Below are 24,079 nucleotides of genomic sequence, written 5' to 3'. Positions count from 1 at the left end.
TCAACCGTATAACGGTACCCGAGCTTGCAGTGTGCGCGCTGGATAGGTTGTAGTCATCGTAGGCAAAGACAGTACAGATATCATTGGTTCAACTGCCCAGCGTGTTGTCAAATGAGCCGCAAGAGGCACACGCCAGAACACTTCACCGGAGGATTTGTGTCCGACTCACCTCAGCAGTTCACGCCAGCTTTTCGCGGCTATAAGCGAGAAGAAGTAGACGAGCGGATCGGCGCGCTCAATGGTCATATTGCGACATTGCGCTCGCATCTTGAGTCATTGCAGGCTGCGCACCAGCAGTCGGTTACTTCGGGCCAAGAACAGCGTCAGCTCATCGCTGACCTTCAATCGCAGGTTACCGAGCTTGGTGCTACGGGATACTCGGGACTCGGACTCCGAGTAGAGAAAAGCCTTCAGGTTGCGGAACAGCACGCGCAGAATCTCATGGCGCAGGCAGACCTTGATGCGGCCAAACTTCGAGCCTCGAGCGAAGAAGAAGCCACGCGGCTCCTCACGCAGGCTCAAACTCGAGCCGACGAGCTGCTGCGCTCTGCTAATGAGCAAACCGAGGTGATGATCCGCAGTGCCCGCACCGATGTTGCGAGGCAATCTGAAGATCTCAACACCGAACGTGATCGGCTACTTGCAGAGGCGCAGGCCATCGCAGCTCAGACGCTCGCTTCTGCGGAGCGCGAGGCGCAGAGCCTCATTGAAACTTCTGATCGAGACGCACGTGCTCGGCTCGCTCAAGCTGAGTCTGAAGCGCAGACGATCACTGCCGAAGCCCAGGAAGCAGCGGAATCGCTAAATAGTGAAACCGAGGTTGCCGCGGCCCAGTTTGCGCAGCAGAAAGAAGAGTACGAGCGAGAAGCGGCTGCCGAACGGGCCAGGCTCGAACTCGAGAATGAGCAAAATCGGGCCGAATTTGCGTCGAGAAAGCAGTCAGAAGAGATTGCGCTCGAAGAACACTACACCGAGCGTGAACGCACACTGACTGCTGAGATAGATGAGCAGCGCCGCACCCTCACCACAGAAATCGAAAATCTACGTGCGCAAATTGCACAGGAACGTGCGCAACATGACGCTGAACTGAGTGACGAACGTGAGCGCCACGACCGCGAACTCTCCAGTGAGCGTTCGCAGCACGAGTCGCGCATAGCGCTCGAACAGGACGAGCATCGGGGCAGAATTTCGCGTGAGGTTACCGCCCATACTGCTGAGCTGGCAACGCTAGCCGCGCAGGCACTCCGCGAGAGAGAACGTGCCGATGCGGTTGCCGCGGAAATTCGCGATCGAGCCCGCAATACCTTTGACGAGACGCTCGCTGCCGAGCGAGATGCCCATGCATCTAGCCTTGCTTCCGCCCGAGAAGCGCACGACACCGCCATCGCGCAGGAGCGTGCCGCGCTCGAGACAGCGATTGCTGAATCCCGAGCATCAATCGCTGAGGAGCGTGCTTCACACGACGCCGAAATCAGTGCGGAACGCGAAGCGCACGATGCCTCGATCGCCACTGAGATTGAGACGCATCAGACGCGACTTGCCAATGAGCAACGGGAACATGAGGAGCGACTCGCTCAGGAGCTTGAAGCGCACAGTGCGCAGATCGCGAACGAACGAGAAGCGCACGATGCCAAGCTCGCTGATGAGCGTGAAGCACACGATGCCAAGCTCGCCGACGAACGCGAAGCGCACGACTCCCAACTAGCGAGCGAGCTAGACGAGCACGAGGCGAAACTCGCTTCAGAACGGGAAGCGCACGACAGTCGAATTGCAGAAGAGCTTCGTGCTCACGAAGAGCGTCTGGATCGCGAACTGGCAGCACACCAAGATCGGCTCATCTCCGAATGGGATGAGCATCGAGATCGCATTGAGACCGAAGCGAAGGAGCAGCGAGAAGCTCTGAACGCCGAGCGATCCGCATATGAACGCGTGCTCGAGCAACAGCGCACCGAGCAAGAACAGGAACTCACCGACGAACGCGCTGCGCACGATGCTGCACTCGCAGACGAGACAGCAATGCATGAGGAGCGGATCGCTTCGCAACTTGCCGACCACGAACAGCGCCTCCAAGACGAAACAGCGGCAGCCGAAGAACAACTTCGGATTAACCGCGAGGAGTCCGCAGAGAAGCTCGCGATTGAGAGCGAACGACTTGGACTCCGCATCGAACGCGAGCGACAGGCATTTGAATCCGAGATGGAGAGGTTGCGCGCCGAACAAGGTCGCGAACTTGCTGCTGCCGCTGAGCAACACGCTGAGGATCTGCAGAGACAACGAGACGAGGCAGAAGCGTCAATCGCCCGTGAAACCGCGCTGCAGCGCGCAGCTGTTACGGAAGAGACCGACCTACTTCGCGCAAACACCGTTGCAGAACTTGCAGAGTACCGAAACAAAGAAGAAGCCGCCCTCGCCGAGCTGAGACTTACGACCGAAACAGAAGTTCGCACGCAACGCGAGGCCCTGGCTGCCGAGAAGCGAGATACAGCACTCTCCATCGCCTCGCAGCGCGAAGAACTCGAGACAGAACTTGCGGCGCGTCAACACGAGGCCGCAGAGAACTCGAAACGCGAGCTCGAAACGGTGAATGAAGAACTGCAGACCATGCGTTCTCAACTCGCCACCGCCAGAGACGAACACCAACGAATCACCAGCGAAGCCCAGCAAGCTGCTACCGAGATCCGAGCTGAGGCCGAACGCCAAGCAAGTGAGATCGTGTTTGAAGCAGAGCAACGTGCCCAAACGACGTGGGTCGAGGCCGAAAACCGCGCTACGAAGGTTCTCGCTGCAGCAGAGGATCGCATGGCCCAGCTCAAGGTCGAACGTGGCGCTGTGGCGCGGTACTTTGAGAGTCTCGGCGAAGTCGTGGGCAACGCGCAGAAACTCAGTACCGTCACCGAGACGTTTGTTGACCAATCGGTACAAGAAGAAGTTGTCGAGAGCTAACGATGACCATTACCGCAGCAGCAGATGGGTCTGCGCTCGGAAACCCTGGGCCGGCTGGGTGGGCATGGTTCATCAATGATCAGCAGTGGCGTGCGGGTGGCTGGCCCCGTGCGACGAACAACCAGGGCGAGCTCATGGCGGTTCTCGATCTGCTCCGAGCCACTGAGGGCAGAGACGAGCCACTACGAATTCTCTGTGACAGCCAATATGTCATCAATTCCGTCACTAAATGGATGCGCGGATGGAAGCAGCGTGGATGGCGGAAGTCGGACGGAAAGCCGGTACTCAATCGTGAGCTCCTCGAAGCAATCGATGCCGCACTCATTGGCCGAAACGTGAAATTCGAGTGGGTCAAAGGGCATGCTGGCCATCCACTCAACGAGGCCGCAGACGAGCGTGCGCGCGCGGTTGCCGAGGCGTTCCAACGAGGTGTGGATCCGAATTATGGCCCCGGCCTTGAAGGCGCGAGCGTCGTGTCAGCACCGACTTCATTGTTGCCAAGTCAAAGCCAAAGCGGGTCTCCCGCCCTCTTCGAACTAGAAACCCCTATTGATCCAATTGCGGAGGTACTCAGGAACGAGCAAACCTTGTCCTCCCCGACCGTACGAGCAAACCAAAGTTTCATCGCCGCCTTAGTTCATCCCGAGTTCAAAGAAATCCATGAGTGCGGGGTACTGAGAACCCGCGACGAATTTGTGTCTCAAACTACCGAGCGCTCAGAAGACGTCGCCGAATTCACTGTCATTGAAGCAACGCACCTCACAAATGACACAATCCAGGTGCTCTCTCAATCACAAGGCACGCAGGGAACAATTCGTTCATCTCTGTGGCAACTCCATAACGATGCCTACTTGCTGCGCTTTCGTCAAGAAACGCCAACAATGGCCTAGAGAACCCGCTACCTCGCTCGCCAGCAATGCGTGTGGTAGTGACGGCGATCCCTCACTGCTGCTTCATCTCCAAAGAGATGCTCAGCTCTCCAAGCGACCACATGGCCTTGACCTACGGGGATATCTGTTCCACAGTCGGGACACCGATAGAGCTTCTCAGCTCGATGGGCGGGTATCGTGCGAACGAACCATTCTTCGCCTCTACGGTGCTCTTTCTGAGCTCCGCCGTGAGCAAGTCGGGTTACATCGCGTTGCGGCTGAGCGGCAGCGCGTTCATACTTATTCGGCCCTCGTCGCCCCCGACCCACGAATTACCACCAGTGGTTGTTAGTCCAGAAGGTATAGGCCTGAGCCCAACTACCGTAACGCCCCACTGCGTAACCATTTGCCCAGCGCAGATTGTCGACTGGGTTGTACCCGCTACCGGGAACCTTGCTACAAGGAAGCGCTTGGACGAGGCCACACGCCCCAGAAGACGGGTTCGTTGCATTCGGGTTCCAGCCACTCTCCCGGCTCACGATGAAGTCAACGTAGCTCCAATCGGACTCGGCGATACCTGCCGCTGACATCCACTCCGCTGGTGAACCTCCGCCCGTGTACTTTGGCAACGCTGCCGGGGCTGCCGGTGCAGCTGGAGCAGTAGTTGCTACGGGCTCTGGCTCAGGCTCTGGTTCGGGGTCAGGAAGTTTTTCCAACGGAACATCGGGGAGAACGAGATCATCGATCGGATCGGTATTCGGCACGAATTCCTGGTACAAACGGTCGTCGAGTTGCATTGCGGCAGTGTCGGCCTGAGCATCAGGAATTGTCAGCGGAGCTGCAACCGCGGCACCAAGAAATACTGCCACTGAAGACACCGCAAGTGCGGAACGAAGCTTTGTCCAGGAAAATTTTGAACGTGTCATCTCAGAAGTCACAATATAACGATTCTATATCAACGAAGCGAAATGGCCAAGACAGGTCTTGCAGCCACCCAGTTATCTAGTCGAAAGGATGATGTCCACGAGCGAATCGAGCAGAGCGTCGACCTGGGCTTCGTCATATCCTCTCCATTGCGGATGGAATACGACTTCCCGGACCTCACTCGATGTCACAGACACTTCGCGATTCCTAAACATCTCGCCAATGCGATCGAGAAACGCATCGACCTGCGAACGGCGGTAACCTCTTGCGAACCAGCCTCGCCTACGGAACCGCTTACCACGGGGACGATCGATCCGCCCTCTCACCTCAGATAAGAGACCGCGGGTAGCCTGCCACCAGGCATCCTCACCGACTTCTCGCATCTGAGCACGACGCTCACGCTCAAAGAACACGTCTTCGAGCCTGTCAAGCGCTGCGTCTACGTACCTAGGAACATAACCATGCCGCTGAAGCTTGAACGCCAGATTCCGAACATCTGCAGCAGTCAGCGGCGGCGCCTCATTATCTTCGTACGCGGATCGCGCCCGGTCGAGAAACTCATCAACCTGTTTCGGCTGATAGCCCTTTTCGCGACCTTTGGTCATCGGAAACGGACTATTCATTTGTGATTCTTGACTCACGACGCCACCACTCCAAGCACTAGGGCAAGCCCATAGGCGACGACCGTCGATGGCAGCAGTGAGTCCAATCGGTCGAGCAAGCCGCCATGCCCCGGTATCCAATTACTCATATCTTTAACCTTAAGATTTCGCTTGATCAGCGACTCCGTGAGGTCTCCGCCTGTGGCTGTAAGCAGCACAAGCGCGCCAAAAATGATGCCGACCCACCAGGGCTCATGGAGCGCAAATATCGAGACAATGACGCCAGCAACCATGGCGACAATAGCCGCGCCACCGAAGCCCTCCCAGGTCTTATTTGGGCTAATCCGAGGCGTCATCTTGTGTTTGCCGAGGGTGACTCCCGCTGCATACGCACCAATGTCAACTGAAACAGTGAGGAGGACCATTGCAAATACCCACCACTCACCGTTCGGGGCAGCCAACAACAACACTGCGAAACCGGCCAAGAATGGCACATACACCAGCGCAAAAAGTCCCGAAAACACATCACGCACAAGCGTTTTGGGCACGATCGACGAACGTGCGAAAAGCCCCTCAACTAACCGCCAGAGTGTGAGCAGTGTTGCTGCCGCGAAGAGGCCCAGCAGCATACCTTCTGCACCCCAGAAATATGCCGCGGCGACGATCATGACTGCGCCGAGCGCCACACCGATCCGCGGTACGCGTCTCCCAGCAACGCGGAATGCCGTTGCGAGCTCGATAGATGCCACCACGGCGATAAGGAGCACAAAAGCCGCGAACAAATCTTTGACAATGAACAAGCTGCCAAGAAAAGCTGCACCGAGTAGCAGGCCTACTCCGATTGCAAGGAACAGATTACGACCTGCTCGCTGCTCAATTCGGGCATTCGCAGCTTCGAGATGAGCGCGCGTTGAATCGAATTGCGCTCGAATCTCGTCGCGTCGGCCCTTCTCCGTCATGGAGTTCAGACCTCCAAAAGCTCTGTTTCTTTGCGCTTCAGCGCATCGTCGACCTGATCGACGAACTGCTTCGTCAGTGCCTCGAGTTCTTTTTCGGCGCGAGTGATCTCATCTTCGCCAACTTCACTCTTCAAGGCGTCAAGTTCGTCCTTGGTGCTGCGGCGCACATTGCGAACTGCGACACGAGCGTCTTCTGCACGGTTCTTCACAATCTTGACGAACTCTTTGCGGCGCTCCTCGGTGAGCTCGGGGAGCGTGACGCGAATCACGTTGCCATCATTCGATGGGTTCGCGCCGAGATTATGCATATCGCGGATCGCCTGTTCGATTTCTTTCATCGCGCCCTTGTCGTATGGCGTGATCAAGAGACTGCGTGCATCTTGGTTTGTGACTGATGCGAGTTGCGGAAGCGGTGTCGGAGTCCCGTAATAATCTACGGTGACGTTCTGGAGTAGGGCAGGATTTGCTCGGCCAGTTCGCACAGTAGCAAACGACTCCTTCGCCGCTTCAACTGCCTTGTTCATACGCTCTTTGGCGTCTGCAAAGACCTCATTGATCACGCTACTTCTCCTCCACAAATAGTGTCTGCACCCACTGCTTACCGGCAGTATGCAGTGCTTTCAAGTTTAGCGGTGCGCCGCTGTGATTATCGGAGCACTCAAATTGTTGCCAGTGCGAATTTAACTGTGAACTACAGTACCGAGCTTCTCGCCACGGATTGCTGCGGTCACGTTTCCTTCTGGTTCCATGCCAAAGACTCGCATCGGCATGCCGTTATCCATGCACAGGCTAAACGCGGTTGAATCAACAACCTTAAGTCCCTGCACGAGCGCTTCTCCGTAACTTATGTCACTGATGAGCGTTGCATTTGGATCCTTTGCCGGATCTGCAGTGTAGACGCCATCGACCCCGTTCTTTGCCACAAGCACTTCATCCGCGTGGATTTCAAGTGCCCGTTGTGCAGAAACAGTATCGGTGGAGAAATATGGAAGACCGGCGCCGGCACCAAATATCACCACGCGGCCCTTCTCTAAGTGACGAATCGCACGCAACGGAATGTAAGTCTCTGCAACCTGCGTCATTGTAATTGCAGACTGGACTCGGGTTTCCACACCAGCTTGCTCCAGAAAATCCTGGAGCGCGAGAGCATTCATGACCGTACCAAGCATGCCCATGTAGTCTGCCCGGCCTCGATCCATGCCGCGCTGGGAGAGTTCAGCACCTCGGAAAAAGTTGCCTCCGCCAACGACTACAGCGACTTCTGCATCCTCGAGCGATGCCGCGATCTCCTGGGCGATCTGACTAACCACATCTGGGTTGACACCGAGCGTTCCGCCACCAAAAGCTTCACCTGAAAGCTTGAGTAACACTCTTCGCTTACGGTTCGGTAGGTCAGTCATAGCATTCTCCGTTCGTACTACTTCGCAGATGTCATCGGCATTCGCCAGGCATGAAGCCCAGACGCGAAAGCGCAACTTTGCCTAATTTACAAGCCTAGCGCCCCACACAGCACAAGACCCGGGCCACTTCGGCCCGGGTCTTGATACATGAAGTTAGGCGCCTACCTTGCAACGGGTAAATCCGGTTACCTTAATGCCTGCGGCATCTGCAACCTTTGCAACGTCGCGCTTGTCAGCGTCGAGTGCGTGTACCTGTTCGTTGAGCACAACCTGCTTGAAGAACGCATTGAGTCGACCCTCGACGATCTTCGGAAGTGCGGCCTCAGGCTTGCCTTCGTTCTTCGAGATTTCGGTAACGATCTCGCGCTCCTTCTCGACATCGGCAGCAGGAACCTCGTCGCGATTCACGTACAGAGGCTCTGCGAAAGAGATGTGCTGAGCAATGCTCAGTGCGACCTTGTCATCTGCGCCTTCGTACCCGACAACCACGCCAATCTGCGGCGGGAGGTCCTTGGAGGTGCGGTGAAGGTATACAGCGGTGCTCGGTGCTTCAATGCGATCAACACGGCGAAGCACGATGCGCTCACCGATAATTGCCGACTCGTCATTGATGAGTTCAGCAACGGTCTTGTCACCTGCTGTGGCCGCAAGGCCTTCCTCAGCGTTGCTCGCGCCCGCAGCAACAACTGCGTCGATGACCTGCTCCGAAAGCGCAATAAACTTCTCGTTCTTCGCTACGAAATCAGTCTCGCAAACAAGCTCGATGATCGTTGCAGCGTTGTCGCTCTGCTTTGCAGCAACGAGACCCTCGCTTGCTTCGCGGTCGCCGCGCTTTGCAACGCCCTTCAAACCCTTCAGACGAAGGATTTCGATCGCCTTTTCAATGTCGCCCTCGGCTTCAACGAGCGCGTTCTTGCTGTCAACCATGCCGGCGCCGAGACGGTCGCGCAGCTCCTTCACAGCGGCCATGCTTACTGCAGCCATTGTGTGACTCCTTGTCGTTTTAGTTCAACGGAGTGCGAGACGCAGGGCGCCTCGCACTCCAGATGTATGGGGTTCGTTACTCGGCAGCGGGAGCTTCTACTGCAGCTTCTTCAGCGGCAGGAGCCTTTGCTTCAGGTGTTTCTTCTGCTTCTGCCGAAGACTCAGCTGCCGGCTCCTCAGCCTTGTCAGCTCCCAAGAGCTCAACTTCCCACTCAGCAAGCGGTTCCGCAGCAGCCTCGCCCTCAGCAGGCTTCTGGTGGCGCTCCATGAGCCCCTCCGCTACAGCATCAGCAATCACGCGGGTAAGCAGTGCAACCGAACGAATCGCATCGTCGTTGCCCGGGATCGGGTAGCTGACCTCGTCGGGATCACAGTTGGTGTCGAGGATAGCAATAACTGGGATACCCAGCTTCTTCGCCTCGTCGATCGCGAGGTGCTCCTTCTTGGTATCGACTACCCAGAGAGCCGACGGAGTCTTGCTCATGTGACGGATACCACCGAGCGACTTCTGAAGCTTGTCGAGCTCACGCTTCTTGAGAAGGAGTTCCTTCTTCGTGAAGCCGGAGGTGCCCCCCTCAAAGTCGAGCTGCTCGAGCTCCTTCATGCGCTCAAGGCGACCGGTAACAGTCTGGAAGTTAGTGAGAAGACCACCGAGCCAGCGCTGGTTCACGAAAGGCTGATTTACGCGAGTTGCCTGCTCAGAAATAGCCTCCTGAGCCTGCTTCTTGGTGCCAACGAAGAGCACCGAACCGCCGCGTGCAACGGTCTGCTTCACAAAGTCATATGCTGCGTCAATGTAGGTGAGCGACTGCTGAAGGTCGATGATGTAGATACCCGAACGCTCAGTGAAAATGAAACGCTTCATCTTCGGGTTCCAACGACGGGTCTGATGTCCAAAGTGGACGCCGCTGTCGAGCAGCTGACGCATAGTTACGACGGCCATTGCCGTTCTCCTTTTCTGGTGCGAAAACCCGCACCTTTCGGTTGTATCGGCCGCAAATGCGACCAGATCCTAGTGCCCGCAGGTTTAACCGCCCTTTACAGGGACCGATGGTTTCACACTGACAAGTGGGCACGCGAAGTCACCTCTTACGAGATGCAGTTGCCAAGTCTACCACCCGCATCGTGAAGCGCAGAACCATGAGCGCACTCCGTTCACAACAAGCTTTTATGCAGGGTCCGGGCAAAGTTCTCCACATTTCTCGCTCTTCGCCCGAGCGACATTCTTGATCCGCCCATGATTACGTGCAAGGAGGCATAAATGAACAAGTTGCAGACAACAAAGGAGCCCTCCAGAACCTTTCACAACCAGGTTCTTGGAGCGAAGGGTGAGGGCTTTGCTGAGCAGTACCTGCTCGAACGCGGATTTCACCTCATCGAGCGAAATTGGCGCTGTCGCTACGGTGAGCTCGACCTCATCATGCGGGAAGGGAAAACCACTGTCGCGGTTGAAGTGAAGACGCGCAGTGGAACAGGGTTCGGTTCCCCTCTTGAAGCAATTACGCCTCAAAAAGTAGCAAGGCTTAGACGGTTGCTGCTCGAGTGGTCTCGAGAACGAAACGTTCGCGGGGGCAGACTTAGAATCGATGGAATCGGCATCACGCTCCAGTCGAACGCACCTGCCCCGCAGGTTGTCCATCTTCGGAGCATCTCGTGAGCAGATGCGTCTGCCAAGCCGCCGCAATTGCGCTCACCGGGCTAGCTGGGACAACGGTGATGGTAGAAGCTGCAGTGTCTCAACAGCTCCCGGGAATGGTAATCATCGGTCTTCCTGATGCTTCACTTTCGGAAGCCAAGCAGCGGGTACGCACCGCAACAGCACAAGCCGGACTCCCCCTGTCAGACCGCCTGGTCACAATTAATCTAGCCCCGGCAGCCCTACCCAAGCAGGGTTCCAGCTTTGACCTCGCGATCGCGCTTGCAGCCCTCGCCGCATCGCAGCACCTTCCAATTACCAGGCTCGCAGAGACAGCGCATATTGGAGAACTCGGGCTGGATGGAAGCGTTCGACGACCGGTGGGACTCCTGAGTGCCGTCATTGCGGCAAAAGAACTTGGATTCACACGAGTGATGGTTCCTCACGAGGGTGGTGCTGAGGCGCGGCTGGTTCACGGAATCGAAGTAATTGAAGTAGGTGATCTTTCTAGCGCTGTCGCCTGGCATCGTGGAGATCCATTCGACCCGCGGGAGTCATCCCAAGTATCGACATCTAGGAAAAGTGCTGGATCCGAACCTGCCCGCCATGCAGACACCCCCGACATGGCTGACGTCGTGGGACAGCCCGAAGCTGTTGAGGCAATGGTGATTGCAGCTGCGGGCCGACACCATGTCTCTCTTCTCGGACCTCCGGGTGCGGGTAAAACGCTGCTGGCCGAGCGACTTCCAACGGTTCTGCCTGACCTATCACCGAGCGAGTCGCTCACAGTGAGCAGTATCGCTTCACTCGATGGGTCGCAGGTAAACACGCTCATCACTCGACCGCCTTTCGTGCGCGCTCACCACACCGCGACCTCAGCCGCGATCTCTGGGAGTGGCGATAGCCGCGGCATTCGACCTGGGGCACTCACACGCGCCTGCCATGGAGTGCTTTTTCTAGATGAAGCGCCAGAGTTTGGTCGAAAGATACTCGATAACCTCAGACAGCCACTCGAATCAGGGACGATCGACATCATGCGTGCTCACGTACGAACGACACTTCCCGCGAGAATTCAACTCGTTCTTGCAGCTAACCCATGCCCATGCGGGAACGCGGGAGCACCAGAAACTGCGCCCCAGTGTCGGTGCACACCTGCTACTCGGGTGCGGTATATGCAGAGAATTTCAGGGCCATTGAATGACCGCATCGACCTTCGGCTCACCGTTCGTCGTGTGGCGAATGCTCAATATCAAGAAGCAACGGGACAATCACGCACAACGAGTTCCGAACTGCTCGATCGAGTGAGAGAGGCGCGGGCTCGCGCCTCGGCTCGACTCTCTCATACGCCGTGGAGTGTCAACAGCGAAGTGACCGGCGACTGGCTTCGAGGCCCGGAGCTCCGTCTCCCCAAAGACGACACATTCATCATCGACCGTGCACTTTCACTCGGTGCGCTCACGATGCGCGGATACGACCGAACGCTTAGGCTCGCTTGGTCAATCGCTGACCTCGCAGGAAGAAACAGGCCCGGACGCCGCGAACTCGCACAAGCGTTAGAGCTACGAGGAGGAGCAACAGTATGAATAATAGGTCGCCCATACGAGAAGGTTCGACTCTTCTTAATGATCTCGAACTATGCAATCTCATAGAGCCCTTGAGCGGTGACCAGGGAAACATCGCAGTCCGGCTTGCTCGATCAATTTGGTCGAGAGTCAGTGAGCCCGGAGATGCACTTGCCGGATCACTTATCGCAACGCTCGGGGTTCTTCCTGCACTCGATTTCCTAATGTCATCGTCTAGCGGCCACGACATTGTGCAGAATCTCCCTTCTTGTGATCGCGAACCACTCCAGCCATCACAACTCACAAGTGCTCTTCAGCGCTGGCGGCCACGGCTCGATCGGGTAGCCACGATGGATGACCTACGTATTGCGACAACACTCGGAATGCGACTACTTGTTCCTGAAGATCCAGACTGGCCAGAGGCACTCAACGATCTGGGCGCTCACACCCCACATATGTTGTGGGTACGCGGGGAGCCCAGATTGCTCTCCCAGCCATCGCTCGCGGTCGTTGGAGCTCGAGCTTGCACAGGCTATGGCAGTCAAATCACTGCTGAACTCACCGGAGACGCTTGTGCGGCAGGATTCTCAGTCGTCTCTGGCGCAGCCTACGGGGTTGACGCGGTTGCACACCGCACGGCTCTCGCAGTCGAGGCTCCTACAATCGCGGTTCTTGCAGGAGGCGCGGATCGACCGTACCCCGCGTCACACGATCAGCTCATTTCACGCATCGCCGAACTTGGCGCGGTATGCTCCGAGCTTGTGCCGGGCACTGCCCCGACTAGATGGCGTTTCTTACAGCGCAATCGACTGATTGCAGCTTTATCTCGGGCAATCCTTGTTACAGAAGCAGGTACACGCTCAGGAACTTTGAACACTGCAGGGCACGGAGCGGAAATAGGTCGACCACTCGGAGCGGTTCCGGGCCCTATCACCTCTGCCGCATCTGCGGGATGCCATCGATTGATCCGAGAATACGGAGCGTCTCTCATAACGAATGGAACTGAACTCCTCGATCTCTTGGGCACGAATTCAGATGCGCTGTTTGGGCGAGATCTCCTGGAAATTGACTCCGACGGTGAGTTCAACCGACAGCCTTCTGTGCATGTTCGGATTCTCGACGCACTCCCCTTGCGAGGCGGAAGAGAACTCTCCAAGGTAGCAAAACACGCTGGAATCACTCAGCAAGAAGCACGAGAGACTTTGACCGAACTTGAACTACTGGGCCACGTCGAGCAGCGAGTAAATACAAGTGGCGGAACAGTCCTTTGGGCGCTCACCAGGAATGAGTGACCGAGCCGATGATGTTTGCTAAGAGCGCTGTGAACTGCGTCCGCGTTTCTCGCCATACATCGCTTCATCTGCGCGCTGGAGGAGCTGCTCGAGAGTATCCCCCGACTCTGCCTCGGCGATGCCCCACGACCAAGGATGAACTGCCAGCTGGCGGAGACGCCCCATCACCACTTCACTCTCTGCGAGATGGGATTCCGGCAGCAGAATGACGAATTCGTCACCACCAAGTCTTCCGATCAGGTCAGAAGATCGGCAGAGCGACTTCCACTGACTCGTCAACGTACGCAGTAGATCGTCGCCTGCGGCGTGCCCACCAGTGTCATTCACGCACTTGAAGTCGTCGAGATCGATTATGGCGAGACTGAGTGGATAGTGGTATCGACTCGCCCGTTCGAGTTCTTTCTGTGCCCGAGCCACGAACCCCCGGCGATTGAGTACGCCTGTTAGCTCATCTGTCTGTGCTTCACCCCAGACTCTCTTCCGCATGAGGAGGCCCACTTCCACACACAACCAAGTGAACATCGTGACGCCAATGAGATTCGGAATGCCCAAGAGTGGCAACAGAGTAGTAAAAATACCTCCTGCTGCTGCCCACATCACTGCGACGAGAATGAGCGCCTGTCCGATCCGTGCGATGCGGGGGCCATAGAACCAAGCGAAATACATCCCCATTACCGGCAGTTCTTGAAGACCAGCGATCGCGTTCTGACCTTCGTCAGAGAAACCGAGGTAATACACCTGCACGGAGGCATGCGAGATTATGAACGCGATCCCAAACCAGTAAGGAAGCTCCCGCTTGAGCAGAAAGACAAAGCAGCCCACGAGGAGCCCGACAGCAAGTATCGCAATTGACAGGTAGGTCTCGAACCGGGTGATGTCATCTTCAAATAATTCGAAGGCACCGAGAATGCCGAATAACGACATGAGACCCGCAGTAACAATGGAGAATACAGTGACTCGGCCGGAGCGGCGGAGCCGACGTGAGCGAAGCCACCTGACTCCCTCGGACCGCGTAACAGTGTCAGTAAATGAACTCACAACACCATCTCCTTTACTTCTCGCATTCCAACCACCGTCAAACACCTCGGTTCGATACACTGAGTCGTGGCCTCCGACAGAAGCTCTTCACACTCCAAAAGACAATTGGACACGCGCGGCGCGCAGGTCGTGTTCCACACGATGGTTGATCTTGAAAAGTGGCAAGTTACTGGATTTGAAGCGCTTACTCGTTTCACGAATGGGTCGACTCCACTTGAGCAACTAGCAATCGCAGAGGCAAATGGCACGCGTGAGCAGCTTGAGATTGATCTCATCGCACTGGCTGGCGATACCGCCAAGGCCGCACTTCCACCCGACTTTTTTCTTACCGTCAATGCGTCTGGCAGCACCATTTTGCATCCTGAGATCGAAAGCGCGCTGACGTCAATGGATCGCCCCTGGGGGCTTGAACTATTTGAAGGCGAAACCTGCGCCGATACCAGTACGATCCGCCGCCGGGTCTGTGACCTCGGAGGTCTGTTCCTCATCGATGATGCGGGCGCATACGCCGCGAACGAATCACGAATACGGGAAGCCCGACCTAGTGTGGTCAAGATCGATAGAGAACTGTTTTGCGCAGCGCTCTCTGATCCTGCAGCACGCCGCCGTCTCGACAAACTCATTACCGCAACTCGCGACGTAAATGCCAGACTGCTTGTCGAGGGTGTCGCAAATGATGCTTTGCTGAACTTCGCGCAGGAGCTGGGGGCTGACCTCGCCCAAGGCTTCTGTTTTGGTAAACCGGCTCCGGCGGCTACGTTGACTGATTCGCTCAAAGAGTTATGCAACCGCACCGGGATCGTCACTCCGGGGTTCTGAACGGCAGCATCTACCGATGTCGAAGCATTGGATACACGTCCAATGACTCATCGAAAGATTTTGAGTATGCTCACGCTCACCCCCTACCCCGTATCGCGTGATATGTCTGTTGCGTGGGCACAAGATACATGCCAACGCCCCAATTACGGGGCAGTGTTCAGTACACACAAAACCTGTCTGTGTGTCTCAACTTCAGAAACCCTGGAACCTAAAAGCCCCAATGTTTCTAGTGCGATATCCCCCCACGGGTATCCCCCTGCCCCAAGTCGTATGCTAGTACGAGTTGCCCCGAATTTCGAGTTCATTTCACACTTTTGCGGAAACCTCAAAACGCCACCGGGCAAACAGACTTCCTGGATCCACTTGGGAAGAATACATATATGAGGATCATCGAGGCAGTGAGCGCGTTTCTAGAAACAGCGCGGCTCGAATACGGGTACTCTGAGCACACCGTACGCTCCTACCGCAGAGATCTCACATACTTTGCCGAATACGCAGATGCGCAACATATAGAAACGCTCGACCAGTTAGACCTTGAACTGCTTCGGGCATGGCTCTGGGAACGACAGCAGCAAGGGCTCGCACCCGCAACACTCGCGCGCCACGTAGCCACGCTCAAATCATTTGGCACCTGGCTCGAGTCACGTCGCCTTGTGCCGGGGAATCCAGCGTCACGGCTACGCACACCCAAAACGCCTCGCGCTCTCCCGCGAGTACTCTCCAAGGAACAGATGGTTCGGGTACTGGACCGGGCGGAGACTCGAGCTGCCGCAGGTGATCCCGAACAAATACGTGATCACGCAATTCTCGAGCTTCTCTACTCTTCTGCACTCCGAGTGTCAGAACTCATCTCGCTACGGATTGAAGGATACGACTCACGATCCCGCAGCGTCAAAGTTGTAGGCAAGGGCAGTAAAGAACGTATCGTTCCGCTCGGCGCCCCTGCCGCACGAACGGTTGAACGTTACATCGCCGAAGGGCGGAGACCGCTCCTCGAACGGAACACAGACCCCTCTCCTAAAACCGCACAAACTGCATTATTCATTGGGAACCGAAACGGTACTGCGCTCAACAGTAGTGCGGTCTATCGACTGGTATCACGCGAGCTTGACGAAGAGCCTGGTGGTGGCCCCCGCGGACCGCACACTCTACGCCACACCGCAGCAACCCACCTCCTTGATGGCGGAGCCGACCTCCGGGTAGTGCAGGAGATTCTCGGGCACTCGAGCCTGTCGAGTACGCAGGTGTACACACACGTCTCGATGGAGCGACTCTCAGAAACGTATCGCCAAGCCCATCCAAGGGCATAAGTTTCATTGGATGTCGAAGCAAGTCGATCACCAGGGCAGCAATACTGGCTTATGCAAGAAATAACGCATGGGGTTCACGTATGCGCCATCAACACGTACCCCTAAATGCACACACTCAGACAGACAGTGCCCACCCGACCCAGCAACACCCGCCACATCACCGCGTGCAACCACATCGCCCTCGCGAAGATGGGTCTCAATCGGCTCGAAGGTGAGCACCGTGTGCGAATCGATGCGGATCGACAGCACCGGCCTATCCACCACATACCCAACAAAACTTACGCTCCCTGCGACTGGGGCAATTACTGATTTTCCGGGTTGGGCAGGAAGGTCGATACCACGGTGACCCGATGCGTACGGAGAAGCGGGAGCTCGGTAAGGACCAGACACGCGCAGCGGATCCTCAACCGGCGGCTGCCACTTTGAACTCTCCGCAGGAACGGACAGCACCGTGCTGACGAGCATCAAGCCTGGCAACAGTGTGCCGACTGTCCGCGTTAATACACTCCGGTAACTCATTGTTCCAGCGTGCAACACAAGTTTCGACGGTTGCTAAATAGAGACAGCCTTGTGGAAAATTTCCTAGCGTTGCCGCCTACATGCGGTATGTGAAGAAGGCGTAAGCCCGCTACTCGTCGATCGAGAGTTCCTGTGGCAGCTTGAGTTCACGCGCAGAAAGCTCTTCAACGTTTACATCTTTGAACGTGAGCACCCGCACTGACTTCACAAAGCGATCCGAGCGGTACACGTCCCAGACCCAGACATCACTCATGGTGAGTTCGAAATAAAAATCGTTGCCGGCATCTTGCCGCTTTAGATCAACCTCATTCGCGAGATAAAAGCGACGCTCTGTCTCTACGACATAGCGAAACTGACTCGCAATGTCGCGGTATTCCCGGAATAGCGAGAGTTCCGCCTCACGCTCATATTCCTCAAGCTCTTCCTCATTCATCCCCTCCATCCTACGCGGCTCTGACGACACGCGGGCGCCCACACATTCAGCTTGATTTATTCGAACATATGTTCGAATATGGTCGCATGAATATCACCGCTGCGCTCCCATCGCTGCAGCAGCGCATCAATGAGATGCAGCCGCTCCGGCTTGGTGAACGCGCGCTCCCAACCACCCCCGGTTTGTCGCCGCTGCTTCCTGGCGGGGCACTCCAAATGGGCGCAACATACGCGGTGCGAGGCTCTTGGCAGCTTGCGCTTGCGTTTCTCGCTGAGGCGTCCCGTGGCGGCGCCTGGTGCGGTGTGCTCGGCTGCCCATACTTTGGAGCTGAGGCGGCCGCCGCGCTCGGTATCGCACTAGATCGTTGCGTACTCATTCCAACCCCCGGCCCACACGCCCTCTCCCTCGTTGGCACACTGAGCGAAACGCTCACAGTTGTCGTCGCACATTTCGACACACGTGTCTCCCCTGCTCAAGCTGAGCGAGTTTCTGCCAGGCTCCGAGAGCACGGTTCTGCTCTCGTAATTGTGGGCGACTGGGTACGTAGTGAATCACGACTCACCGTCATGAATTCTCGGTGGTCAGGACTCGGCTCAGGGTATGGCGCCATCTCAAGTAGGCAGCTCACTGTGCAGTCAGAAGATCGGCGTGGTACGCGACAGCATGTTGTGAACTGGTCGCATGACACGTTCACAGTGGATCAGGGGCCTGCAGCCAACGCCCCTCTATTGAGGGCGGTATAGCTATGCCTTCAGAGCGCGTCATTGTGTTGCAGATCCCGGAGTGGGAAGAAGAAACGCGAGATTTTACCCATCTCCTCGCTCAGCTCACTGAGCTTGTTCCACAGATCGAAACGCTGCGCCCTGGACTTGTTGCAATGAGAGCTCGGGGGCCCGCACGTTATTACGGTGGAGAGGCCGAGGCCGCAACTGCCTTACTACAGGTGGCACACGCCGCAGGTTCCATAGAGGCACGCGTCGGTATAGCCGATAGCCGATTCGCTGCACTCCAGGCCGCGGCACTTCACGTTTCAGACTTGGGTGGAAACGCACTCACCATCCCTGATCCCTCGAGCGATGTGCGGATCATTGAACCAGGTAGATCAGCCTCTTTCCTCAGCAGGCTTCCTGTTTCATCTGGAGTCGATGAGCGCCTCGGAGCGCTCCTTCCGGGGCTTGGCATCTATACGCTCGGAGCATTCGCTGCCCTCCCCGAAGATGCCGTTCGTGCACGCTTTGGCCCCGCGGGGGTTCTCGCACATAGGCACGCTCGCGGCTTGGATGCAGAACACGGAGAGGAGATCCGCCCACAACAGCCCACCAGTAATCTCGACACCGAGCTTCACTTCGAACCGCCGCTCACCAGCACCGAACAACTCGCCTTCGCCTGCAGCCCCCTCGCTGAGCAGCTCTATGCGAGCCTCAGCGAAGAACATCTCGTGTGCACCACTCTTCGCATTACGCTTACCGACGATATAGAGGTCAAGCACGAACGAGAGTGGACACATCCGAGGTTTTTCACCCCTTCCGATATCGTCGCGCGCATCCGCTGGCAAGCTGGATCGCTTGAGTCGGGCACGGGTGAACGAACAGGTGCTGGTGTCGCTGTGGTTCACCTGTCACCGATCCGCATCGATCGCGCAGCTTCCCATGAACCTGGGCTATGGACAAGTGGGCCAGACGAACGTATCCACCACCATCTCAGCAGAGCTCAGGGGCTTCTCGGCCCCTCCGGAGTGGGCACCACTGTGCTCGCTGGAGGGCGCTTACTTCGAGACAGACAACTATTCGTACCATGGGGCGTAGCGGCACACGGCGCCCGCCCTCCGGGTCCTTGGCCAGGGTCCCTTCCGTTTTCCCAGCCGAGCTTGGTCTTTTCTTCTCCGCTCCGAGCACAGTTACTCGGCGCAGCAGGGACAACCATCGGCATCGACGAAGATGACCTCCTCACTGAGAATCCACACTCGCTCAGTGTCGAGCACAGCAAGATCCCAGGGCAGGTGCAGTCTTGGTCAAAGCCCTGGCCAATTCGAGAGCGTTGGTGGGAAGGGCGACCCGACCGATTCCGATTGCAGGTAGAACTCACTGGCGGCACTGCCTGGTTGCTGCTTGGACAAACCCGCGACACCCTCATTCATTGGTTTGCTGAGGGCCAGTATGACTGAACCTGCATATGCTGAGCTCCACGCACACTCGCACTACAGCTTTCTTGACGGAGCTTCGTCCCCTGATGAACTCGTCGCCGAGGCAGTTCGACTTGGGCTCACAGGTCTTGCCATCACTGATCACGATGGTTTTTATGGTGCTCCGCGCTTCGCAGAGGCCGCGCGCACACACCCTGAACTCCTCACTGTGTATGGCGCCGAACTTACTCTCGGACTCACATCGCCGCAGCTCGGAGTGACAGACCCGGGAGGCACGCACTTCCTCGCCCTGGCACGCTCTTCGCCTGGGTACCATCGGCTCTCAACCGCTATCACTGAGGGGCAACTCGCAGGCGGGGAAAAGGGTCGACCCAAGTACGACCTGGAAGCACTCGCAGAGACCGCTGCTGGTGAGTGGATCATACTTACCGGCTGCCGAAAGGGCGCAGTACAGCAGTCCCTTACTCACGCAGAAAACCGCAGCGAGGGCGAAGCGCAGGCTCGGCACGAACTCGAACGACTCATCTCGCTGTTTGGGCGCGAGAATGTTTTTGTCGAGCTCACTCACCACGGTCATCCAATAGACGACACCAGAATCGAACAGCTGACCTCACTCGCGAATCTGACTGGTCTTCCCACGCTTGCCACCGGCGGAGTACACGCAGCGACGTTTCCACACACTCGCGTTGCTGAAGCCATGTCTGCTGTGCGCGCACGGCGCAGTCTCGCAGAGCTGGATCCGCACCTCCCCGCTTCCGGTACCGCACACCTGCGAAGTGCGGCCGCCATGCATCGTCACTTTCCGAAAAATCCAGACGCTGTCGCTCGCACAGTTCCGCTTGCTCGTCAGCTTGCGTTTTCCCTTCGGGAGGCAATGCCGAGGCTACCGAAGCTCGACCTCCCGACCGGACACACGCAGATGAGTTGGCTTCGAGAACTCGTTTGGCGTGGCGCAGCAAAACGTTATGGCGCGGGGCGAGACGGCCTCGATCCACCTCGTCGTGACCGGATCGAACGCGAACTCGCAGTCATCGAACAGCTCGACTTCCCAGGCTACTTCCTCATTGTGCACGACATCGTACGCGAGGCCCGCGAGCGAGAAATACTCTGCCAAGGCCGCGGTTCTGCGGCGAACTCTGCGGTGTGCTATTTGCTAGAGATCACCTCAGTGGATTCAATCTTTTACGGGCTGCCATTCGAGCGATTTCTTTCGAGTTTGCGCGAGGACGAACCAGATATCGACGTCGATTTCGATTCCGAGCGACGTGAAGAAATCATTCAGTATGTGTATGAGAAGTACGGGCGCCGAAATGCAGCCCAAGTCGCAAATGTCATCACGTACCGACCTAAGGCTGCAATTCGAGACGCTGCAAAGGCCCTCGGATACTCCCCATCCGAGCAGCGTCAATGGAGTTCAAAACTTAGTCATCACGACAGTTTTCCGGGGCAGGTCAAAGATGGTGGATCGGTAGCTCAAGACTCCCCGTACGCAGCCATCCCGTCAGCGGTACTTCGGCTCGCAGCCGAGTTCGCCGGAGCCCCGCGCCATCTTGGAATTCACTCCGGCGGCATGGTGCTCACCGAACGGCCAGTCGGTGAAGTATGCCCGATCGAGCATGCGCGCATGGATCGGCGAACCGTGCTCCAGTGGGATAAAGATGATTGCGCTGCCATGCGGCTCGTGAAGTTCGATTTGCTAGGCCTTGGCATGCTCAGCGCGATCGATAAGACCTTTCGTATGGTGCGCGCAGCAACCGGAGAAGCGTGGGCGTTTGAGACGATCCCAAAAGAAGAGGCGGGCGTCTACGACATGCTGTGCAGGGGCGACGCGATCGGCGTATTTCAGGTCGAAAGCCGCGCCCAATTAAATACGCTCCCCCGGCTCAGGCCCCGCAGGTTCTACGATCTTGTCATTGAAATAGCGCTAATCCGGCCGGGTCCGATCCAGGGCGGCGCGGTGCACCCGTACTTGCAGCGTCGAGCCGGCAAGCAACCAATTGAGTACCCGCACCCCAGCCTCAAACCGGTACTCGAACGAACGCTCGGCGTGCCACTGTTTCAAGAGCAACTCATGCAAATTGCTACCACAGTCGGTGGCAGCTCTGGCGAAGATGCCGACCTGCTCCGCAGATCAATGGGTTCCAAACGCGGCATCGAGAAAATGAACTCTCTCAAAGAGAAGATCTTCGCTGGCATGGCAGCAAACGGAATCACTAGTGAGCAAGCGAAGCGCATCTATACCCAGCTAGAGGCGTTCGCTGACTTTGGGTTTGCCGAGAGTCACTCCATTAGCTTCGCTCTCATCGTGTATGTGAGTTCGTGGCTCAAGCTTCACTACCCCGGCGCCTTTCTTGCTGGGTTGCTGCAGTCTCAGCCGATGGGATTCTATGCTCCGCGCAGCTTGGTCGAGGATGCGAAGCGGCACGGGGTCACGGTCTTACCGCCAGACGTGCAACACTCAGGTACCGAAGCCGAACTTGAGCTGTCCCCCAACGGCACGCATGCACCTACCGGAATAGATGCATGCATGAGCGCGGAACAGGAACCCGTTGGTGTATTTGATCAACACGCACCGGACACGAGCGGTGTGCACCGTCGTGATGGGCACTTCGCAGTGCGTCTTGGGCTTGCGGGCATTCGCGGTATCGGCAAGCAGCTCGCCGAGCGAATCGTCAGAGCTCGATCAGGGAAGCCATTTAAAGACCTGGCAGACCTCGCCCGCAGGGCCGACCTCAACCGCGAACAGCTTGAAGCACTTGCTTCCGCCGGCGCTTGCTCCGGTCTCGGTATTTCACGCCGCGATGCACTCTGGTCTGCGGGACCAGCCTCAGAGAACCGAGAAAGGTACCTCCCAGGCATTGCAGTGCACGTGCAGCCCCCCTTGTTCCCCGTGCTCTCTACTGCGGAGCAAACTGCTCTCGATCTCTGGACCACCGGGGTAGCCACCGACACTCACCCTCTTGCTCTTCTGCGAGCGGGGCTCGATGCCCGTGGTGTTGTGCGATCAGACCGTGCCCGAAACGCACACAACGGATCGCCGATTGAGGTTGCGGGCCTGGTAACTCACAGACAGCGACCGCACACAGCTGGAGGTGTCACCTTCCTCACCCTTGAAGATGAGAGCGGAACGATAAATATCGTGGTTTGGGCAAACGTGTGGCAAGCACATCGCTTCGTTGCGCAGTCCTCTCCAGCGCTCATCATCCGAGGCACTGCCGACCGCACCCCAGAAGGAGTCATGAACGTCATCGCGACCGGATTTGAACCACTCCCCGCACCCCCTGCTATTTCCTCGCGGGACTTTCGCTAGCTAAGCTGACCACGTGCACATCTCAACAGCTCTGCTCACAGACCACTACGAACTCACCATGGTCGATGCCGCGCTCAAGGCGGGCACTGCCGACAGGCGCAGCATGTTTGAGTTATTCGCGAGACGCCTCTCAGGCGCACGTCGGTACGGAGTCGTGGCCGGCACCGGCAGGTTGCTCGAAGCGATTCAGCAGTTTCGCTTTACCGACGCAGAGCTCGATTTTCTGCGTGAACAGCAGGTCGTGAGCGCAAGCACCATCGAATGGCTCGCCGACTATCGATTCTCGGGTGAAATCTGGGGGTACCCAGAAGGCGAGGTATTCTTCCCAGGATCCCCGCTCCTCACCGTTGAAGGCAGCTTCGCAGAGGGAGTCATTCTCGAAACTCTCGCCCTGAGCATCATGAATTACGACTCTGCCGTCGCGACAGCTGCCTCCAGAATGGTCTACGCAGCGAATGGAAAGCCACTGGCAGAAATGGGATCACGTCGCACCGCCGAACGCAGCGCGGTTGCAGCTGCCAGAGCTGCATATATCGCAGGGTTCAGTGCCACTTCAAACCTTGAAGCTGGCCGCAGCTATGGAATCCCGACGATGGGCACCGCAGCCCACTCGTTCACACTGCTGCACGACAGCGAACGCGAAGCGTTTGAGGCTCAGATTGCCGCATTTGGCACTGACACAACGCTCCTCATCGATACGTATGACATCGAACAAGGGGTACGCACGGCAATCGACGTCGCGGGCACAGAACTCGGGGCCGTGCGCATTGATTCCGGTGACCTCACGGTGGTAGCTGCCGAAGTGCGGGCTCTCCTCGACTCTCTCGGGGCGACCAATACCCGCATCACAGTCACCAACGACCTCGATGAGCACACGGTTGCTGCGCTTGCCGCCTCACCCGTAGATTCGTTTGGCGTTGGCACCTCGGTAGTGATTGGCTCAGGCAGCCCAACCATGGGCATGGTGTACAAGCTCGTTGCGCGCGAAAACGACGAGGGCGAGTGGGTCTCGGTTGCTAAGAAGAGCACCGACAAGGCCTCCGTCGGAGGCCGCAAAAGCGTGCGTCGACTTCTCAATTCTCGTGGAGTCGCCCGCTCAGAACTCATCTTCCTCGGTGATGGCCCGGGCGGGACCCCAGAAGGCACCGATGTTGCAGAGACGAGTCGGCAAGTTCTCGAGCAGTTCGTCGATGGTGGATCAGTAGCTCAGCGATTCACTGGAACCGAAGGTATTGCTCTCGCGCGCGAACGGCATCGCGCAAGTATCGCTGAGCTGCCAGCTGTCGCTATGAGCTTGACCCGCGGCGACCCAGCGATTACAACCGAATATCGGTAA

21 protein-coding genes are annotated in these 24,079 nt (G+C 57.2%); 11 read left to right on the top strand and 10 right to left on the bottom strand.

Annotation, left to right across the window (positions count from 1 at the left end; genetic code table 11):
* The first annotated feature begins 156 nt into the window (after nucleotides 1-156).
* Together H9L06_RS00555 and H9L06_RS00550 are read left to right on the top strand one after the other, a co-directional pair.
* The gene (locus tag H9L06_RS00555) at nucleotides 157-2,943 is read left to right on the top strand and encodes a coiled-coil domain-containing protein (RefSeq protein ID WP_187555391.1); all 2,787 of its coding nucleotides are present in this window, start codon (nucleotides 157-159) and stop codon (nucleotides 2,941-2,943) included.
* Nucleotides 2,944-2,945: 2 nt separating this feature from the next.
* The gene (locus tag H9L06_RS00550; protein ID WP_187555390.1) at nucleotides 2,946-3,833 is read left to right on the top strand and encodes a ribonuclease HI family protein; all 888 of its coding nucleotides are present in this window, start codon (nucleotides 2,946-2,948) and stop codon (nucleotides 3,831-3,833) included.
* Between the two features lie 311 nt (nucleotides 3,834-4,144).
* On the opposite strand, the gene H9L06_RS00545 is transcribed toward H9L06_RS00550, so the two are convergent.
* From H9L06_RS00545 to rpsB, 7 genes are all read right to left on the bottom strand, one after another.
* Nucleotides 4,145-4,738, bottom strand: coding sequence for an aggregation-promoting factor C-terminal-like domain-containing protein (locus H9L06_RS00545; protein ID WP_187555389.1), 594 nt, complete (start codon nucleotides 4,736-4,738; stop codon nucleotides 4,145-4,147).
* Between the two features lie 72 nt (nucleotides 4,739-4,810).
* The gene (locus H9L06_RS00540) at nucleotides 4,811-5,377 is read right to left on the bottom strand and encodes a DivIVA domain-containing protein (protein ID WP_246454416.1); all 567 of its coding nucleotides are present in this window, start codon (nucleotides 5,375-5,377) and stop codon (nucleotides 4,811-4,813) included.
* The gene (locus H9L06_RS00535) at nucleotides 5,374-6,297 is read right to left on the bottom strand and encodes a phosphatidate cytidylyltransferase (protein WP_187555388.1); all 924 of its coding nucleotides are present in this window, start codon (nucleotides 6,295-6,297) and stop codon (nucleotides 5,374-5,376) included. Before H9L06_RS00535 ends, H9L06_RS00540 begins: the two co-directional genes overlap by 4 nt.
* A gap of 5 nt (nucleotides 6,298-6,302) precedes the next feature.
* On the bottom strand, nucleotides 6,303-6,857 hold the full coding sequence (gene frr / locus H9L06_RS00530) for a ribosome recycling factor (protein WP_187555387.1): 555 nt from the start codon (nucleotides 6,855-6,857) through the stop codon (nucleotides 6,303-6,305).
* 120 nt (nucleotides 6,858-6,977) lie between these two features.
* A complete protein-coding gene (pyrH, locus tag H9L06_RS00525) occupies nucleotides 6,978-7,697 on the bottom strand; it encodes a UMP kinase (RefSeq protein ID WP_187555386.1) in 720 nt (239 codons plus the stop codon).
* Nucleotides 7,698-7,850: 153 nt separating this feature from the next.
* Nucleotides 7,851-8,681, bottom strand: a complete 831-nt coding sequence (gene tsf / locus H9L06_RS00520; RefSeq protein ID WP_187555385.1) for a translation elongation factor Ts — start codon at nucleotides 8,679-8,681, stop codon at nucleotides 7,851-7,853.
* 76 nt (nucleotides 8,682-8,757) lie between these two features.
* The gene (gene rpsB / locus H9L06_RS00515; protein WP_187555384.1) at nucleotides 8,758-9,624 is read right to left on the bottom strand and encodes a 30S ribosomal protein S2; all 867 of its coding nucleotides are present in this window, start codon (nucleotides 9,622-9,624) and stop codon (nucleotides 8,758-8,760) included.
* Nucleotides 9,625-9,942: 318 nt separating this feature from the next.
* Between rpsB and H9L06_RS00510 the strand changes: the two genes are divergently transcribed.
* The 3 genes from H9L06_RS00510 (at nucleotide 9,943) to dprA (ending at nucleotide 13,171) form a co-directional block, all read left to right on the top strand.
* On the top strand, nucleotides 9,943-10,338 hold the full coding sequence (locus tag H9L06_RS00510; RefSeq protein ID WP_187555383.1) for a YraN family protein: 396 nt from the start codon (nucleotides 9,943-9,945) through the stop codon (nucleotides 10,336-10,338).
* Between the two features lie 59 nt (nucleotides 10,339-10,397).
* The gene (locus tag H9L06_RS00505) at nucleotides 10,398-11,900 is read left to right on the top strand and encodes a YifB family Mg chelatase-like AAA ATPase (RefSeq protein ID WP_246454555.1); all 1,503 of its coding nucleotides are present in this window, start codon (nucleotides 10,398-10,400) and stop codon (nucleotides 11,898-11,900) included.
* Between the two features lie 329 nt (nucleotides 11,901-12,229).
* The gene (gene dprA / locus H9L06_RS00500) at nucleotides 12,230-13,171 is read left to right on the top strand and encodes a DNA-processing protein DprA (RefSeq protein WP_246454415.1); all 942 of its coding nucleotides are present in this window, start codon (nucleotides 12,230-12,232) and stop codon (nucleotides 13,169-13,171) included.
* 18 nt (nucleotides 13,172-13,189) lie between these two features.
* Here the strand turns inward: dprA and H9L06_RS00495 are convergent, their stop codons facing one another.
* Complete coding sequence (locus H9L06_RS00495; RefSeq protein ID WP_187555380.1) at nucleotides 13,190-14,209, bottom strand: GGDEF domain-containing protein; 1,020 nt, start codon at nucleotides 14,207-14,209, stop codon at nucleotides 13,190-13,192.
* A 141-nt stretch (nucleotides 14,210-14,350) separates the two neighbouring features.
* Here H9L06_RS00495 and H9L06_RS00490 point away from each other — a divergent pair, with 141 nt between their 5' ends.
* Complete coding sequence (locus H9L06_RS00490; protein ID WP_223165203.1) at nucleotides 14,351-15,028, top strand: EAL domain-containing protein; 678 nt, start codon at nucleotides 14,351-14,353, stop codon at nucleotides 15,026-15,028.
* 380 nt (nucleotides 15,029-15,408) lie between these two features.
* Nucleotides 15,409-16,338 (top strand): tyrosine recombinase XerC, encoded by a 930-nt coding sequence (locus tag H9L06_RS00485; RefSeq protein ID WP_187555378.1) that lies wholly within the window; start codon nucleotides 15,409-15,411, stop codon nucleotides 16,336-16,338.
* A 27-nt stretch (nucleotides 16,339-16,365) separates the two neighbouring features.
* On the opposite strand, the gene H9L06_RS00480 is transcribed toward H9L06_RS00485, so the two are convergent.
* Together H9L06_RS00480 and H9L06_RS00475 are read right to left on the bottom strand one after the other, a co-directional pair.
* A complete protein-coding gene (locus H9L06_RS00480) occupies nucleotides 16,366-16,857 on the bottom strand; it encodes a M23 family metallopeptidase (protein ID WP_187555377.1) in 492 nt (163 codons plus the stop codon).
* Nucleotides 16,858-16,966: 109 nt separating this feature from the next.
* The gene (locus H9L06_RS00475) at nucleotides 16,967-17,290 is read right to left on the bottom strand and encodes a DUF2469 family protein (protein ID WP_187555376.1); all 324 of its coding nucleotides are present in this window, start codon (nucleotides 17,288-17,290) and stop codon (nucleotides 16,967-16,969) included.
* 86 nt (nucleotides 17,291-17,376) lie between these two features.
* Here H9L06_RS00475 and H9L06_RS00470 point away from each other — a divergent pair, with 86 nt between their 5' ends.
* Genes H9L06_RS00470 through H9L06_RS00455 form a run of 4 tightly spaced genes read left to right on the top strand, consistent with a single transcriptional unit; the run spans nucleotide 17,377 to nucleotide 24,079 of the window.
* Complete coding sequence (locus tag H9L06_RS00470) at nucleotides 17,377-18,033, top strand: hypothetical protein (protein ID WP_187555375.1); 657 nt, start codon at nucleotides 17,377-17,379, stop codon at nucleotides 18,031-18,033.
* A 2-nt stretch (nucleotides 18,034-18,035) separates the two neighbouring features.
* Nucleotides 18,036-19,454, top strand: coding sequence for a DNA polymerase Y family protein (locus H9L06_RS00465; protein WP_187555374.1), 1,419 nt, complete (start codon nucleotides 18,036-18,038; stop codon nucleotides 19,452-19,454).
* Nucleotides 19,447-22,743, top strand: coding sequence for an error-prone DNA polymerase (locus H9L06_RS00460; RefSeq protein WP_187555373.1), 3,297 nt, complete (start codon nucleotides 19,447-19,449; stop codon nucleotides 22,741-22,743). The genes H9L06_RS00465 and H9L06_RS00460 overlap by 8 nt, the downstream gene beginning before the upstream one ends.
* Before the next feature lie 13 nt (nucleotides 22,744-22,756).
* Complete coding sequence (locus H9L06_RS00455; protein WP_187555372.1) at nucleotides 22,757-24,079, top strand: nicotinate phosphoribosyltransferase; 1,323 nt, start codon at nucleotides 22,757-22,759, stop codon at nucleotides 24,077-24,079.

Origin of the sequence: Leucobacter denitrificans, from assembly GCF_014396385.1 — a bacterium.
GTDB classification, from domain to species: Bacteria; Actinomycetota; Actinomycetes; order Actinomycetales; family Microbacteriaceae; genus Leucobacter; species Leucobacter denitrificans.
Note: the sequence above shows the minus strand (reverse complement) of the source record. Positions and strands in the feature narration are given on the sequence as shown.